Source organism: Pigmentiphaga sp. NML080357, assembly GCF_002188465.1.
Lineage (GTDB): Bacteria > Pseudomonadota > Gammaproteobacteria > Burkholderiales > Burkholderiaceae_B > Pigmentiphaga.
This window is the reverse complement of the sequence record NZ_NINW01000037.1, coordinates 1-16,722: the sequence shown is the minus strand read 5'-3', so window position 1 is coordinate 16,722 and position 16,722 is coordinate 1. Positions and strand designations below refer to the sequence as shown.

Genomic DNA, 16,722 nt, shown 5'->3' with positions numbered 1-16,722 from the left:
ATGTCGTCATCTTCCCGTATCGCGGCGGCCTTTGCCCGCCGCCAGGCAGCCGGCCGCGCCAGCGCGCTGATTCCCTATGTCACCGCGGGCTTTCCCAGCCCGGCCACGACGGTCCCCGTCATGCATGCCCTGGTGGCCGCCGGGGCCGACGTGCTCGAACTGGGCGTGCCGTTTTCCGATCCCATGGCCGACGGACCCGTCATCCAGCGTTCCAGCCAGCATGCGCTCGAGCAGGGCGTGGGCCTGCGCGACGTGCTGGCCATGGTGAAGGCGTTTCGCCAGGCCGACGACAGCACGCCGGTGGTCCTCATGGGTTATGCCAATCCGGTCGAACGCATGGGCCAGGCCGAGTTCGCCGCCGCCGCGCAGGCGGCCGGCGTGGACGGTTGCCTGGTCGTGGATTACCCCCCCGAAGAAACCGGCGAGTTCGGGGCGCTGCTGGAGCGCCACGGCATCGATCCGATCTTCCTGCTCGCGCCCACCACGACGGACGAGCGTATCCGCGCGGTGGCGCAGGTCGCGCGCGGCTATGTGTACTACGTGTCGCTCAAGGGCGTGACAGGAGCCGGCCACCTGGACGTGGACGACGTGTCCCGCCGGCTGGCGCATATCCGGCGCTTCGTCTCGCTGCCGGTGGGCGTGGGCTTCGGCATCCGCGACGCAGCCAGCGCGCAGGCCCTGGGCGCCGTGGCCGATGCCGTGGTCATCGGGAGCCGCCTGATCCAGGAGATCGAAGCCGCCGCCGATGGCGTCCGGCCCGGGCAACTGCCTGAAATCTGCGCTCGCGCAGCCGGCGCGTGGTTGCGTACAATCCGGGTGGCGCTCGATGCCCCGCCTCCGGGCGGGGCCACCCATGAATCAAGGAAATCCGCATGAGCTGGATAGAAAAACTGCTCCCTCCCCGCATCAAGACCACCGACGGCTCCGCGCGCCGCGTGCCGGAGGGGCTGTGGGTCAAGTGCCCGTCGTGCGAATCGGTGCTGTACCGCGACGACCTGGACAAGAACCTGAACGTCTGCCCCAAGTGCGAGCATCACATGCGCATCGGCGCCCGCCAGCGCATCGATGCGCTGCTCGACGCCGAGGGCCGCTACGAGATCGGCATCGGGACCTTGCCGGTCGATAGCCTCAAGTTCAAGGACACCAAGAAGTACCCCGACCGCCTGCAGGACGCCATGGCGCAGACCGGCGAGACCGACGCGCTGGTGGTCATGGGCGGCGCGATGCATACGCTGCCGGTGGTCGTCGCGTGCTTCGAGTTCGAGTTCATGGGCGGCTCCATGGGCTCGGTGGTGGGCGAGCGCTTCGTGCGCGGTGTGCAGGCGGCCATCGAGCAGAAGGTGCCGTTCATCTGCGTGACCGCCTCGGGCGGCGCGCGGATGCAGGAAGGCCTGCTGTCGCTGATGCAAATGGCCAAGACCACGGCGGCGCTCACGTTGCTGTCCTCGCGCAAGCTGCCTTTCATCAGCGTGTTGTCCGATCCCACCATGGGAGGCGTGTCGGCCAGTTTCGCCTTCATGGGCGACGTGGTGATCGCCGAGCCCAAGGCGCTGGTCGGATTTGCCGGCCCCCGGGTCATCGAGCAGACCGTGCGCGAGAAGCTGCCGGAAGGGTTCCAGCGCGCCGAGTTCCTGCTCGAGAAGGGCGCCATCGACATGATCGTCGATCGGCGCAAGATGCGCGAAGAAATCGCCCGTTTGCTGGCGTTGCTGACGCAGCAGCCTGCCGACGCGGTAGCCTGAGGCTGCATCGGCATGGCGCGGGCATGTCTCGCTCGCGCCACACCCGCAGGGCGGGCGAGGCAGCTGCTATAGTCTGGTTTTCCCCTAGGGCGCGCTCCGCATCGCTGCATTTCGCGGCGGCATGGCTGGTTCCGCGCCGCCCATAAAAGCCAGGCAGATCAAATGAAAAAAATAGCCCTACTCGCCGTTCTTTTGCCTCTTGCCGCAATGCCGGCCCATGCCGCCGATCCGACCGGCGGCTTCGCCAATGGCGGCTGGAGTACCCAGTACGGGGTCATCGACGGCAATCACCGCCTCACTCTCAATTACGAGACCTCGCCGCTGTGGCATCTGAAGCTGGGTTCGACCCGCCTGGAGCTGGTGGGTGAGCTGGGCGGTTCGTATTGGTGGACTTCCAGCGCGCTGCCGGGATATGCCCGTCACATGTGGCAGCTCAATGCGATCCCGATGTTCCGCTGGTGGCCGACGGAGCGCTTCTATATCGAAGGCGGCGTGGGAGCTACGCTGGTCAGCGAGAAGAAGTTCCACGATAAAGATATCAGCTCGACCTTTCAGTTCGGTGACCACATCGGCGCGGGGTTCAAGCTGAGCGACAACATGCGTGTGGGCGTGCGTGTTTCGCACTTCTCCAATGGCGGGATGAAGAAACCCAACCAAGGGTTGAACCAGGTCCAGCTCAACTTCGCCATGGCCTTCTGATGAGGCCCGCCCCTAGCGGCCGAAGGCCGCAAGGGGGTGGGCTTCCCTCGCGCGTAAGCGCGTAGGGGGGGCTTGCTACCCCCCGATATAGCTCATCTCGATCCGGCCGGCCCGCGGGGTGTCGGCGGAGCGGCGTTCGGAGTAATTGTCGGTGCGGCCATGCCAGATGTGGGCGATGGCGGTGGCGAGATCGGCGTCGCTGGCGCCGCCGCGCAGCAGGGCGCGCAGGTCGTAGCCCTGGTCGGCGAACAGGCACAGGTACAACTGGCCTTCGGTCGAGAGCCGGGCGCGGGTACAGGATGAACAGAAGGCCTGCGTGACGCTGGAGATGACGCCGATCTCGCCCGCGCCGTCGCGATAGCGCCAGCGCTGGGCCACCTCCCCGGCGTAGTGCGGCTGCAGCGTTTCCAGGGGCCAGCGGGCGCCGATGCGGCGCAGCACGTCGGCAGAAGGCAGGACTTCGTCCATCTTCCAGCCGTTGGAGGCGCCCACGTCCATATATTCGATGAAACGCAGCGTATGGCCGGAATGGCGGAAGTACTCGGCCATGGATTCGATCTGGTCGTCGTTGACTCCCTTCTTGACCACCATGTTGACCTTGATCGGCCCCAGGCCGGCTTCGGCCGCGGCGTCGATGCCGCGCAGGACGTCGGCCACGGGGAAGTCGACGTCGTTCATGCGGCGAAAGACCGTGTCGTCCAGCGCATCGAGGCTGACGGTGACGCGCCGCAGCCCCGCATCGGCCAGGGCCCGGGCCTTGCGCGCCAGCAGCGAGGCATTGGTGGTGAGCGTCAGGTCGAGCGGCTGGCCGGCCGGTGTGCGCAACTCGGCCAGCTGGGCAATCAAGGCTTCGATGTTCTTGCGCAGCAGCGGTTCGCCGCCGGTGAGCCGGATCTTCTCGACGCCGTGCGCGACGAACAGGCGCGCCAGCCTGACGATTTCCTCGAAGCTGAGCAGGGCGTCGTGCGGCAGGTAGGGGTAGTCCTTGCCGAAGACTTCCTTCGGCATGCAGTACACGCAGCGGAAGTTGCAGCGGTCCGTGACCGAGATGCGCAAGTCGTGCAGCGGCCGCCCGCGCGTGTCCGCCAGCCGGCCGGACGGCGCGATGGGCACGCCCGGCACGACGGGGGCGGGGCGGCGGCTGCGATGGTCGGTGAGCAGGATGGTCTTGGCGGTCACGGCGGATATCAAGGCGAAAGCGGGCCGGCACGGGCGGCCTCACTTGTAATACTACTCCATGGAGCGCGGCGGCAAGCGCCGCGTGCCTGGCGGCTCGATTGCAAAGGTTTAGGCTTGGGCCGGTTCGGCGATGCCGCAATACGTGGAGGGGCGCGGCTACAATGCTCGACATGGCGGCTCCTGGGGGAGCGTTCTTGCAAGGGAAGAAAATGAATCTGAGATCGAGCCTGGTGTGGGCCGGCGTGGCGATGGTGCTCAGCGCATGCGGAGGCGGGGATTCGGGGGACGGCGGGACGGCTCCCGCCGTGCAGCAGTACCCGGCGGGCATCTATACCGGCAAGGCGGGGCCGCTGGGGGCGCAGCGGGATTTCATCGGCGTGATCGACGGGGGCCTCGACGGCAAGGGAGGCAGCTTCTATTTCGCGCGCTATGCCAGCAGCAGCAGGGGCTACGATGGACTCTACGGCGATTTGTCCGTCAACGTGGCAATGCTGCGCGCAAGCAATGCGACCTATTATTCGACGCAGGACGGAAAGTTCGCATCGAACATCACCGTTTCGGGAACCGTGACGGGCGCGGCGACGGCCGAAAGCCCGAATGCCCGCATCAGCGGCAACTACAGCAACCCGACAGGCACGGCGGCCGCGGCGTCCGGCACCACGCTGGTTCCGTTCACGCTGGAATACCGGCCCGATCTCTACATGCATGCTTCATCGCTGCAGGCCATGGCGGGCAGCTACAGCGGTGGCGGCGCGTTCGGCGGGGGCTGGAGCATGACCGTGGACGCAGCCGGCCGGCTGACGGGCAACAACGGCGGCTGCAAGCTCACCGGAAGCGTTTCCACGCCGAATCCTGCTCGCGGCGTGTACGGCATCGTTCTCAGCCTGTCGGGAGATTCGTGCTCCCGGCCCGGGTCGACGCAGACCGGCTGGGCCGTGCTCGAATACGGTTCGACGGGAGCCAAGACGGGCATCTGGGTATTCACGGCCGATTCCAATCCGCAGGCGTTGAATACGTTCATCCTCCGCGGCACCGCGGATACCAGCACCGAACCGCCCGACCCCGGCACGCCGCAATTCGCCGAGGGCTATTGGACCGCAGCCCGCGGCGGTTTCGAGGGCGTGGTGACGCCGGACGGGTACTACTTTTTATATCGGCGCAATGGCGGCGGCTATGACGTGTTGAGCGGCCTCCTGGCCCGGGCCGCTGGCAGCAACAGCAGGATGGTGGACGACGCCGCGACCTTCTATAGTTCGCAAGGCACGAGCACCACGACGTCGTTGAGCGGGACCGTAATAGGCAACACGTTCACGGCAAGTTTCGCCGATCCGGCTTCTGGCGATGCCGTGACGGAATTCTCGTTGAATCGTAGCGACGTCTATAGCGCCAACCCGGCCAAGCTCTCCGCGGTGGCCGGCCGGTCATACCAGACGGCTTCCTTCGATACGCCCGCGATGACCGTCAGCGTGGGCGCCGACGGTATCCTGAGCGGCACCCGCGACGCCTGCAAGATCGTGGATGCCTCGACCGACGGCGGACCGGTAAGCCGCCTCGGCCCTTATCCGGGCATCAGCACGCAGAACCTGTACCAGGTCAAGCTGATCTTCACCGGCGCGGCTTGCGCGGGAAGCGAGGACGGCGTCGCGATAGCGGACTACGATACCGGGGCCGCCACGGCAAAGGGCTTGTGGATCTTTACGCTGGGAACGTTGACCAGCAGCACGCAGCGGTTCGCGAGGGTGGCGAAGCTGGGGTTCGTGCCGGCAACGCCGTAGCGCGAGCCAGCGTCGCGGAGCTCGCTCCCGATATTCTTCCGGCAAGAGAAAAAAGCCCGCTTCGGTCTCGAAGCGGGCTTTTCTCATTGCGCGGATTGCGTACCGGCATGCTGCCCAGACCGGGGGCGGCCATGGCCGACACTCTCAGTTGCTCGGATACAGCGACCGATACGGCGTGAGCGGGTACGCGGCCGGGCCGCTGTAAGGCTGGAACGCGTAGCGCAGATAGACGCCTCCCATCAGTTGCCGATAGTCGCGCGCATTGTCCATCGCCAGTTGTCCGCCCAGCGTCAACTGGGGGGCGATCTGGTACTCCATGGCGGCGGCCAGGCTGTAGCCCAGGCCGGTCTTGGTCTGGCCCGGATAGAAGGCGCCGCTGGTGTTCGACGTCAGGCCGAAGGCGGCGGCGTCGATGGCGGCCTGCTGCGCGGCGGACTGCAGCGAGCCGCTGGTGGGGAAGTACGGCGCCGAGTCTTCCTTGAAGCGTTGCACCCCCAACGAACCCTTGACCTGGTAGGACAGTTTGCCGCTGCGCTGCGTCCACGAGACGGGCACGCTGGCGGCGAAGAATTGCTGCGGGCTGAAGTAGCCGCCGTGGCCGTAGGTGAAATAGCGCAGGTTCTTGTCGTAGCCGATGCCGGTGAAATTGACGCCCGCGGTCAACTCGGAATCGGGCGAGCGGAGCAGGCGCCAATACAGGCCGCCGCCGCCCTCGACGCGGGTGTTCGAGGCGACGTTGGTACCGTTGAGCGAGTGGAACGCGCCGTAGCCGTAGATGCCGTAGTCGCCGTTGTCCCAGGTCAGCTCGAGGCGTCCGCCGGTGGCCGAGACGCCGCCCCAGGCCTGTCCCGTGCGCGAGTCTCGGGCGCCGGCGAACGACAGCAGGCTGTCGGTGACCGGGCGCCGCGACAGGTCGATCGCGTAGGACACTTCGCTGGAAATCGGTCCCTTGAATTTGAGGCCCGCGTTGATATCGGTGTAGCGAAAGCCCAGCGGCGTGGTGCCCAGGTCCGCCTGCACTCGCTCCGACTCGTAGGCCACGGCCAGGCCGACGCCGGACTGGCTTTGCGAGCCCGCGCCGCCCGTGGACCCGGCCGCCTGCTGGAGCGCGGCGGCCGGCCCGCCGCCGAAGCGGCTCGAAGCGTCATATGAACTGCCTGGCGTGCCGGCGTCGAGCGAGACGGGCGTGGCGCGAAGCGCCAGCTTGCCGTCGCCCACCGGGAAACGGTACTCGACGGGCGCCTGGATGTCGGTCAGCTGGCCCAGGCCTTCCTCGCCGTCGCGGGTCCTGACCGTACCGCCGACCGTCAGCGCGGGGCTGCGCGCCTGCTGGATCTCGTTGAGCTCGTCGAGCGCGGTGCGCGGCCGGTCGGCCTGCGCGGCGGCGGGATCCCAGGGGCGCGCCTGGGCCGCAGGCAATTGGCCCGGATAGGCGCCGTAGGCCGGTTGGACGTTTTGCGCGACGGCCGGGGGGGCGTAATAGGAGGCGCCAAGCGGGGCCGGCTGCACGGGAGCCGGCACATAGGCGGGGGCCTGGGCGGAACCGGCGCCATACGGGACGGCGCCCGGATAGGCGGCCGGCGGCATGGCGTTCGCATGGGGCGAGGCGGCGTTGCCGCTCGGCGCCGCGGCGCGTGCACTGTTCGAGCTTGATTGCGCCGGAGCGGTGCCCGTCGCGCCGCGCCGGGAGGCCGCGGCCGCCGTGCCCGGACGAGCGGCGGCCGAACTGCCGCGTTGGCTCGCGTTGCCTGCCGGTGCGCGGGTGCCGGCGGCGGGCTGGGCGGCGTTTTCCTGCGCCAGGTAGTCCGTCGGGGTGGGCGGGCCGTTGTCGATCGCGGCGGGCGTGCCATAGGGCGTATAGCCGGAAGCGGAGGCCAATTGGACCGGCTGGGACGGGAACCGGTAGGCGCCGGCAGGAGGAGGAATGTACGGCTGCGAGGCGCCGTAGCCGGATGCCGCGCCGCCGTATGCCGCTTGCGCGGGGGCTTGCGGCAGCGTGGCAGGGTAGGCGGGCGCATAGCCGCCTGCCGCCGCCATGGGCACGGGCGCGGCGCCGCCATACGGAAGCGCCGGCGCGACGGGGTGGGGGGCCAGCGTGGAGTTCGAGCGCTGGCCGGGCAGGCCGACGAAGGGATTGGCCGAGCGAGCGGGCGCCATGCCGGGCTGGCCGCTCGCGACGTAGCCGGGCGCGATGCCGCGCTGTCGATTCTCGGCCTCGACGGCCGCGGCGAAGTATTGCGACGCCTTGCTGGACTTACCCTGCGCGCGGTAGAGCCGCCCGGCGGCCGTCAGCACCTCGGGATTCTGGGGTGCTTGGCGCAAGGCGTTGTCGATGACGTTTTCGGCATAGCCGTATTCCTTGGCCGAAATGGCCATGGAAGCGGCCGCGATCATGGTCTCGAGGTTGCGCGGGTCTTTCTCCAGCAGCCGGTTGTAGAGACCCAGCGCCTGCTGGTAGTCGCGCGCGTCCGCATACATGCGGGCCAGGGCGCCGACGACTTGCTGGTCGTCGGGGCGCTCGGCCAGCAGCGGGGCCAGCGTGTCGTAAGCCATGACGAGATCGCCCGAGGTGCGCAGCGCATCCGCCTGGCGCACGATGTAGGCCACGCGTATGTCGTCGTAGCTCTTGCGCTCGGCCGCGCTCATGGGTTCGGACTGGAGCTGGCGCAGGATGCCGGCGAGTTCGACGTCCTGGCGCGTGCGCAGCAGGATGGCGGCATATTGGAGCCGCATGCCGGCATCGGGACGGGTGGTGCGCGCCAGCAGCTGGCGCATCATGTTGAGCGCGCGGCCGGTATCGCCGATGTCGGTATAGGCCACCGCGATGGCGCCGAGCAGTTCGGGATCCTGGCCCGCGTAGGGTTCGGCCTGGGCCAGCAGGGCGGCGGCTTCCTGCCTGCGCCCCTGCCGGGCCAGCTCGCCCGCGTCGGCCGCCTGCACATGTACCCAGGCCCGCTTCTGCAGCGCGGCCATCTCGCGCGTGCGGTTCTGCTGCGGGATGTTGTCGAGCGTATTGAGGGCGCCGCGCCAATCCTGCATTTCGGAGGCCAGCAGGGCGCTGGCGTACTGGGCGTCGGGCAGGTTGGGATTGGAGATCAGCAGCCCATCCATGACGCCGCGGGCGTCGTTGTAGGCGCCCATCTTCATGTACAGGCGGGCCAGGTCCAGCCGTATCCACGGGCTATTGGGATCGTTCAGCAACGCGTCTTCGAGCGCTACGCGAGCGCCGGCATCGTCGCCGCGCTGGGCCGCGGCCTTGGCCGCCCCGACCGCCTGGGCGGCGCGCAAGCGGCCGAGTTCGCCGATCTTTTCCTGCTGCTGCGGCGTGAGTTTTTCGACCAGCGCGAGAGCCTGGTCGGGCTTGTTGTTCTGCGCCATCACGCCGACCAGGCCGCGCAGGGCATCCGGGTTGTCCGGCTGGCGCGCCAATACGCGGCGATAGGCAGCCTCGGCCGCGTCGAGCTGTCCGCTTTCCGCCAGTACATCGCCGAGGCTGTTTTGCGCCGTGGGTTCGGCAGGATCGAGCTTGACGGCCTGCTCGAGCGTGCGGCGGGCGCCGTCGAGATTGCCCCCGGCGCGGGCGCCGCGCGCCTGTTCGACCAGGCTCCAGTAGGTGGCGCTATTGAGCGCCGAGCGCCAGCGCGAGGCCGATCCCTGGCGCGAGGCGCGCTCGAGCAGATCTTTGGCCTGCCCGAAGTTCTCTTGCCGCAGGCGCAGGATGCCGAGGCCGCCGAGCGCGTCGCCGTCGCCGGGGCGAGCCGCCAGCACGGCCTGGAAGTCGCTCTCGGCCTTGGCCAGGTCGCCCTCGTCGAGAGCCTGGAAACCCGCGGCGGCTCGCTGGCGCAACGGGTCGGCCGAGGCCGCCGAGGCCTGGCGGCCTTCGCGCTGCTGGCGTTCGATTTCCTCCAGCTTGGTCTTGACGCCCACGTCGTCCGGATGCGCTTCGAGGTAGGCGCGATACAGGGGCGCGTCGGCGGGCCGTGTTCCGGCCCAGGCCAGCGCCTTGCGCCAGCTGTCGCTGGCCGCCTTGCCCACGTCCGGCCGCTTGGACAGCGCGGCGAGCTGCTGGATGCCTTCGCGCCGGGTGGCTTCGCGGTACGTCAGGTGCTGGGCGAGCGCCAGCGCGATCTGGGGATCGTTGGGCGATTCGCTGGCGAGCTTCTGCAGGCCGCGGCGAGCCTCTTCCCAGCCCTGCGGCGTGCCGCCCAGGGTCTGGTAGTACTCCAGTGCCAGGGGCCCTTCGGGAGCCTTGCCACCCAGCGCCGTCTGGTACGTGGCGAGCGCTTCGGCGGTCTGGCCGCTGCGTGCCTGCTCGCGCGCCTGCTGCAGCACGCGGCTGCTGCCACCGAGATTGATGGCCTGCTCGAGGCGGGCGATCAGCGGGCTGTCGGGACGCGTGCGCTTGAGCTGTGCAAGGTAGCCGCGGGCATTCTCGGACCGCCCCGCGTCCAGTTCCACCTGTGCCAGGCCATACAGCGCGTCGGGATGGTTGGGGGCGAGCTTGAGCAGCTTCTGCCAGGCCTCGGCCGCGCGTTCGCCATTGCCGCGCGATTGCCAGTAGCGCCCCTGCTCGACCAGTACCTTGACCGGATCGCCTTGGGCGAGTGCGCCACCGTGGATGAGTGCAGCCAGTAGCCCCAGGACTACCGTGTTGCGGCGTGCGGACATGCCTTCTCCCAGCTCAACTTGAGTGTTCCCGCTGACAGGAATCGATATCGTTGTTCGTCCCAGCCCGTTCCGAACAGGCCCAGGACATAATCGTAGTAGCGCGGCGCCTGCTCGGGCGGCGCGTGCGGGGCGGCGGGCAACTGCGCGCGCACCCGGGCGCGCTGGCGTTCCAGCTCTTCCTTCGCGCCGCGCGCGGCCAGATAGGGTAGCAGCGCCGCGGAAAACCCCACGGGACCCTGGCCCTTGACGGCCCCGGTGGCCGCGTCGACCGATTCCGGGGGCACGCCTTCCGCGATCGCGCCCTCCATGCCCGACAGCGTGCGCAGCATCGGCCGGGCCGCCGCATCGGCCGGCGCGGTCATGCCCGCCCATAGATAGTTGCGGATGGCGTCATAGCTCCCGACGGCGCCTTTTTCCGGGTCGGGCGCGAAGGCAGGCGGCGCGCCGGCGGGAGCCTGGTAGGCCACCCAGTCCGCGACGAACCCTTTGGGCGAGACCGCCTCGACCATTTTCACGGTGTTGGCGGCGATGGCGCGCCATGGCCCGCCCTGATCGAACTGTGCAAGCCGGCGCAGCACGGGCAGCGGCAGATAGCTCGGATTCAGGCGCCAGAGGGGACCGGCAAGTTCGAAGCCGGCCGGGCCGGGCAGCAGCATCTTGCCCAGCCCGGGCAGCTCCGCCACTTCGTCGGCCGCGATGCGCGCCAGGAGCGCGCGCGCGTCGCGCGCATAGTCCGGGCGTTTCCATAACCGGGCTGCTTCGGCCAGCGCGTAGGCGAACCAGAGATCGGCGTCGGACGCCGCGTTGGCGTCGAGCAGGCCCCAGGTGCCATCCTCGCGCCGGCCCCATTGCCATGCGGGCAGGCGGCCGGCCGCATCGCCCTGCGCGAGGTTGTCCACGCTCCAGCGCCAGGCGCGCTCGAAGGCGGCCGGGTCGTTGGCGACCAGCGCGAAGAACATGGCGTACGACTGGCCCTCGGACGTGGAATGCTGCTGCGGCACGCTGGGGTCGATGACCCGGCCGTCGGCTTGCATGAAACGCCGCTGAAAGTCTTGCCACAGCGGCCACGCGATAGGCGGGCACGACGCGGCGGAGGCGGCCGCGGGCAGCGCCAGCGCCAGGGCCGCTGCCCAGCGCGCCAGCCGCGTGCCGGCCCCTCGGCCGGACCTGGCGGACGAGTTACGCTGGAAGCCGGACGCGGGCGTGGGCATCATCGCCTCAGAGCGCCAGCCGCCGCCGGGCCCGGGCACGCAGCGACAGGTACAGGATCACGGCCAGCAGCAGCGCGGCGACGATGCCCAGCAGCGCCAGCAGCAGCGGGTGATTGGACAGGAACCACTGGACGTAGAGCAGCGGGTTGAGCGATCCGACGAAATAGGTCTGATCGGCCGTCAGGCTGTCGACCTGCTTGTTGCGGACCACGACCGCGCTGCCTTGTATGCGCTTGACCAGGTCCGGGTCGAGCATGGCCCGCACCGCGTCGTGCAGGCCGGCGGCCTGGTTGGCCGAGATCAGCACCACGCTGCGTCCGCTCGCGAGCGGAGACTCGAAGCCGGCGATGACCGCGTCGGTGCTGGCGCTGTTGAAGGCCAGCTCCTGCCGCGTGGGCTTGACGTTGGTGCGCGCATCGGTGTCCCACCACGTAAACAGCTGGTACACCTTGTCGGAAAGCGAGAAACGCTTGGCGTTGCCGTCCAGGCTTACCGGCATGTGTTTCGCCCATTGGTTCAACAGCGGCTGGCGGCCGCCGGAGGCGATCACGAGCAGGTCCTTGCCGGACACCGTCTCCACCCGCTGCGCCTGCGTGACGGTCACGCCGGTGGCGGGGTAGCCGGTGGAGTCGCCCATGCGCCCGAGTACCGTGAGGTAGGTCGAGTAGTCGGCAGGCGTGGGGGAATCCGGCAGCACCACCGCCGTGTCGGACAGGTCCGCCATCCGGGTGAACGGGAAGCCGCTGTTGCTGAAGGCGGCCAGGTCCGGCATCGCAATGAAGTGCGAGAAGTGCGAGATATCGATCGTCGAGTCGGGCTCTATCGTGCCCCGCACGTTATCGAGGACCACGTCCTTGCATTCGCCCTGCTTGATGTAGTCATAGTAGTAGTGGAACTGCATCTGCGTCTGCGCGGGCAGCATGAACAGCGGGATCTGGAACTTCGTCCGGGCCGGGACGGTGCCGTCCGGCAGCACCTTGTTCAGCAGCCGGTCCACGTGGGTGGTGGCGTCGTGGCGGATCGCGCGCAGCGGTTCCGAACGCAGGAAGCGTTCGTTGATGTTGATGTTGAGCGTGGACTTGTCCGGCTCGGCGCGCGGCGTGTAGCGATACCGCAGGTCGACCGGAATGCCCTTGTCGCGCCAGGCGAACAGGTCGGGCGGCATGCGGAAATTGACCCGTATCAGGTCGGGCGAATAGCCGGACACGTTCAGCGCCGCCGTGTCGGCCAGTTCGCCGAACTTGACCGGCCGGTCGGCGCGCAGCCAGTTGGGCGCGTCGTAGGGTTGGCGAGGCTTGAGCTGTTCGATGTTGGTAATGGTGGCGACCTGGCCCGACAGCGTGGGCGCTCCCACGGTGAGCGCGGTGGCAGCGGTTTTCAATTCGGCGGCGTCGCGGCCGAGCACGAGCAACAGCTTGCCGTAGGGATCACGGGGATTGGTTGTCACCGCCACGGTGGGGCCCTGGATCTGGGGCCACTCTATGCCCGCGACGCGCTCGTTGCCCGTGGCCAGGATCACCGCATTGCCGCTTTCGGGAATGGCGTTCTGGGCGACGGGGAACGTGGCGCCGCGGTAGCTGGCCAGCGCGCCGAACCACGACGACAGCACGCCCGCGGCTTCCAGCGCGCCGTTGCTCGGCGTGGCGGGGAAGATGAAGGGCAGGTTCAGCGGACGGATGTCGCGGCGGTCGAAGAACGGCTGGGGCAGCAGCGCCAGGTCGTTCTCCAGCGCGATGCGGGTGACCGTCAATTCCAGCACGCTGGCGTTGCTGACGTTGGTCCACAGGCTGGAGTGGGCGGGATCCTCGCACTCCATCGTGTAGTGCCCGATCAACTGCAGGTTCAGCCGGTTGAACTCGGTGATCAGCCGGGGCGGAATGGCGATCTCCCGGGTAAGATTCATGCCGCCTTGTTCCCGGGTCACGGGAATGGAGGAGGAGACCTCGCCGTTGACCAGGACGTTGATATGCGAGAGCACCGGCAGCAGGGCCGGGGAATAGGCATAGGACAGGCGCAGGGTTGCGCCGGTCACGACCTCGTCGGCCCGCACGCTGAAAGGAACGCCGTAGATGCCGTCGATGCCGCGCAGCTGCAGCGGATACAGCGCGCCGAGCTGCTTGAGCGTGTAGGTGTAGGTACGGGTCGCGCCCGCCGCGGCCGGCTTGGCGTTGGGCGCCCCCGCGCCTGTCTGGGCGGGGGCCTGGGCGGCGAAGGACAGGCCGTTCGGGCCGCAGGCGAGCACGCCGGCTATCAGGGCGGGCAGCGTGCGCACCCGCGCCGCCGCAGCGAATTTCCTAAGGGCAGACCTCGAGATCATTGATCCCTCATATCGAGAGTGGATTGAACGGCGCGGGCGCGCCGTGAAGGAATGGCCAGCCGGGCCACGCTGCGCGCCAATTCGCCGAAGCCTTTCATGGAGATCCTTAGCACCGAGGCGAAGGCGTGGGGCAGCGAGTCGCGCTGCCGCTGGCCCCAGACGTTGGCCCAGTTGTCGGCGCACGCGAATGTCATTTGCGCCAGTTCGACTTCCTGCTGCACGTTGAGCCCCTGGAACTGCAGGCCGAGGTGTTCGCCGCGGCGGAACGCGGCGGTGGCGGGAAACACGCCTTCTTCCTGGCCGCGGTACAGCGAGACGTGCATCGGCTCGCTCATGGGGATCTCGGCCTCGGCGGGAACGCGCAGGCCCAGGCCGGTCTGCGAGAAGTCGATGGTCTCGCAAGCCAGCGTCTTGCCGTTGGCGAAGGTCAGGCTGGCGGGCAGCCTGGTGCTCACCCGGGGCGAACGGCGCACCTGGCGGGTTTCGCTTGCCACGGCGACCGCAGCGCCCGTCATGATCACGTTGTACCCGGTCCAGGCGAGGTTGATCAGCAGCGTGGCCGTGTCCGGCGATTCCTGCAGGATCAGCCTGCTCACGCCCACGGCCACGCCGAACAGGTTCAACGTCAGCAGCACGAGGTAGGGGCGGGCCATGTCCCAGTCGAAGAAGCCTTGCTCCGTGATGCCGCCCTTGGCCGTCACGTTGAACTTGCCGCCCTTGGGGTTGATGAAGGCGACCAGCGTGGGGCGCAGGATGTACCAGGCCAGCACGGATTCATACACCTCGTTCCAGAACGAGTGGCGGAACCGGCCCTGTATGCGCGAATTCGTCACCGAGGCGTGGAACAGGTGCGGCAACGCGTACGCGGCGATCAGGAATGCGGTCGCCTGGAAGACATGGGCATCGAGCAGCAGGTAGGCCAGCGGGGCGGTCAGGAACACCAGCCGCGGCAGGCCGTAGAAGAAGTGCATCATCGCGTTCAGATAGCACAGGCGCTGCCCGAGGCTCAGCCCGGGTCCGAACAGCGGGTTGTCGAGCCGGCATATCTGCGCCATGCCGCGTGCCCAGCGCACGCGCTGGCCGATGTGGCCCGACAGGCTTTCTGTGGCGAGCCCGGCCGCCTGGGGGATAGCGAGATAGGCGGTGTTGTAGCCCGCGCGGTTCATCTTGAGGGCGGTGTGCACGTCCTCGGTCACGGTCTCCACGGCCACGCCGCCCACCTCGAGCAGCGGCGCGCGGCGCATCATGGCGCAGGATCCGCAGAAGAACGTGGCATTCCAGAGATCGTTGCCGTCCTGCACCAGGCCGTAGAAGAGCTCGCCTTCGTTGGGGACGACCTGGAACGTGTTGAGGTTCTTCTCGAATGGGTCCGGCGAGAAGAAATAGTGCGGCGTCTGCAGCATTGCCAGCTTCGGGTCCCGCAGGAACCACCCCATGCAGATCTGCAGGAACGAGCGCGTCGGTATGTGATCGCAGTCGAAAATGGCGACGTACTCGCCATCGGTGAGCGTCAGCGCGTGGTTGATGTTGCCGGCCTTGGCGTGGGAATTGTTGTCGCGCGTGATGTAGCCGACCCCCACTTCCTCGCAGAATGCCTTGAACTCCGGCCGGCGGCCGTCGTCGAGCACGAATACCTTGAACTTGTCTGCGGGCCAGTCCATGCCCACCGCGCTGTAGACAGTCTGCCGGACTACGTCGAGCGGCTCGTTGTAGGTCGGGATGAAGATGTCCACCGCCGGCCACAGGGCGGGGTCGGGGGGCATCGGCGCAGGCTTGCGTCCCAGCGGCCAGGCGGTCTGGAAATAGCCCAGGAGCAGGACCAGCAGCGCATAGAACTCGGCCAGCACCAGCCCGAAACCGAAGAACGCGTCGATGAAATTCTCGAAGCCCAGCGTGGAGGTCAGGCGCCAGTACATGTAGCGCAGCGAGGCCGTGATCGACAGGACCATCATCGCCAGGGTCGCGAGGCGGCCCGCCGCCGTATTGAGCGCGAGCGCCAGCCCGAAGCAGGCGACGGCGAAGACGATTTGCTGTTCCAGTTCCAGCGGGACGGTGATGGCGAGCGCGAACAGCAGGGCGCCCAGGACGACGATCGCCAGCCGCGCGACGGGATGATGCCACGCTTTCCACTGGGTCACGCGGTCGCTCCAGCGGTCCAGTGTGCGGGATGCCGAATGCCGGGGGGGAGGGGCGTCTGTCACGAGGCGGGTCCGAATGCGCTCAAGGCCGCCGCGACGCTGCGCGCGCAGGCCAGATAATCTTGCGTTGCCTGGCAACGCGGGTCGTAGTCCAGCACGCTTTGATTGAAAGCCAGCGCTTCGCAGACGGACTGGTCCTGGTGGATGATCCCGACGATGCGCTCGCCGAAATCCGCGCGCATGATCTGCGAAACGTCGCGCGCCAGCAGCCGGGAATTGTCCACCTGGTTGATCACGAAAGCGTGATCGATGAAGTCGGGCCGCGGGATGCAATAGGTCTGCACCAGGCCTTCCATCATCGGCAACGTGGCGTATGACGCCGCATCCGGCAAGGTGACGATCAGCGCCAGGTTGGCGGCCGAGAGCGCGGTCCGCATGTAGATCGACGGGCCCGGCGGGGTGTCCACCACGACGATATCGTCCGGGCCCAGGTCCAGCGCCCGCAGATTGTCGGCCAGCCAGCGGGGACGGCTTTCCAGGCGGTTCTCGAACGCCCGGCGGTCGTCCTCGTTGACCGCGCCGTATGGCATTACGACGACGCCCGTGGGGCTGACGAAACCGACGTCGCGCCAGTCTTCGCCGGCCAGCGTGGCGCGGGAAGTGCCGGCGATGCGCTGGGGATCGCCGCCGAAATGCAGGTGCAGGGCGTTTTGCGGGTCGAGGTCGACGGTCAGGACGTTGCGGCCTTCGCGCCTGAGCGCCGTGCTCAGGTTGGCGGTGACCGTGGTCTTGCCGACACCGCCCTTGGCGGAGACAACAGCAATGATCTTCACAATCGATTCAACCGCTGGAGGAGGGAGGCGTTCTTGTCTTCTGCCGGCGCCGGCGCGGCAGGAGCCGGCTGGGCCAGCCGGGCGAAGACGGCATGGAGCCCGGTATCGGCGGCGCGAGCAACCGGCGCCGCTGCCGGCCCGTCGGAGGGGGCCGGCAGCG

The 16,722-nt window shown here is 68.3% G+C and carries 10 protein-coding genes; 4 read left to right on the top strand and 6 right to left on the bottom strand.

Annotation, left to right across the window (positions count from 1 at the left end; translation table 11 throughout):
- From trpA to CDO44_RS15255, 3 genes are all read left to right on the top strand, one after another.
- Positions 1–876, top strand: coding sequence for a tryptophan synthase subunit alpha (gene trpA / locus CDO44_RS15265; RefSeq protein WP_087781067.1), 876 nt, complete (start codon positions 1–3; stop codon positions 874–876).
- Complete coding sequence (gene accD / locus CDO44_RS15260) at positions 873–1,742, top strand: acetyl-CoA carboxylase, carboxyltransferase subunit beta (RefSeq protein ID WP_087781066.1); 870 nt, start codon at positions 873–875, stop codon at positions 1,740–1,742. Before trpA ends, accD begins: the two co-directional genes overlap by 4 nt.
- Positions 1,743–1,904: 162 nt before the next feature.
- Positions 1,905–2,441, top strand: a complete 537-nt coding sequence (locus CDO44_RS15255) for an acyloxyacyl hydrolase (protein WP_087781065.1) — start codon at positions 1,905–1,907, stop codon at positions 2,439–2,441.
- A gap of 75 nt (positions 2,442–2,516) precedes the next feature.
- Here CDO44_RS15255 and moaA read toward each other — a convergent pair whose 3' ends face one another.
- Positions 2,517–3,620: a GTP 3',8-cyclase MoaA gene (gene moaA / locus CDO44_RS15250; RefSeq protein WP_087781064.1), complete on the bottom strand. Its 1,104-nt coding sequence runs from the start codon at positions 3,618–3,620 to the stop codon at positions 2,517–2,519.
- Between the two features lie 209 nt (positions 3,621–3,829).
- Between moaA and CDO44_RS15245 the strand changes: the two genes are divergently transcribed.
- A complete protein-coding gene (locus CDO44_RS15245) occupies positions 3,830–5,395 on the top strand; it encodes a hypothetical protein (RefSeq protein WP_087781063.1) in 1,566 nt (521 codons plus the stop codon).
- A gap of 144 nt (positions 5,396–5,539) precedes the next feature.
- Here the strand turns inward: CDO44_RS15245 and CDO44_RS15240 are convergent, their stop codons facing one another.
- The 5 genes from CDO44_RS15240 to bcsQ are packed head-to-tail and all read right to left on the bottom strand — an operon-like array spanning position 5,540 to position 16,562.
- Entirely contained in the window at positions 5,540–10,063 is a 4,524-nt protein-coding gene (locus CDO44_RS15240) for a cellulose biosynthesis protein BcsC (RefSeq protein WP_087781062.1), read from the bottom strand.
- Positions 10,039–11,277: a cellulose synthase complex periplasmic endoglucanase BcsZ gene (bcsZ, locus tag CDO44_RS15235; RefSeq protein WP_369824681.1), complete on the bottom strand. Its 1,239-nt coding sequence runs from the start codon at positions 11,275–11,277 to the stop codon at positions 10,039–10,041. Before bcsZ ends, CDO44_RS15240 begins: the two co-directional genes overlap by 25 nt.
- Positions 11,278–11,281: 4 nt before the next feature.
- On the bottom strand, positions 11,282–13,591 hold the full coding sequence (gene bcsB / locus CDO44_RS15230; protein ID WP_087781060.1) for a cellulose biosynthesis cyclic di-GMP-binding regulatory protein BcsB: 2,310 nt from the start codon (positions 13,589–13,591) through the stop codon (positions 11,282–11,284).
- Positions 13,588–15,792 carry a UDP-forming cellulose synthase catalytic subunit gene (bcsA, locus tag CDO44_RS15225; RefSeq protein ID WP_087781059.1) on the bottom strand — a complete coding sequence of 735 codons (2,205 nt, stop codon included), beginning with the start codon at positions 15,790–15,792 and terminating at the stop codon, positions 13,588–13,590. The genes bcsB and bcsA overlap by 4 nt, the downstream gene beginning before the upstream one ends.
- Positions 15,789–16,562, bottom strand: a complete 774-nt coding sequence (gene bcsQ, locus CDO44_RS15220; RefSeq protein WP_087781058.1) for a cellulose biosynthesis protein BcsQ — start codon at positions 16,560–16,562, stop codon at positions 15,789–15,791. The genes bcsA and bcsQ overlap by 4 nt, the downstream gene beginning before the upstream one ends.
- Positions 16,563–16,722: the final 160 nt, after the last annotated feature.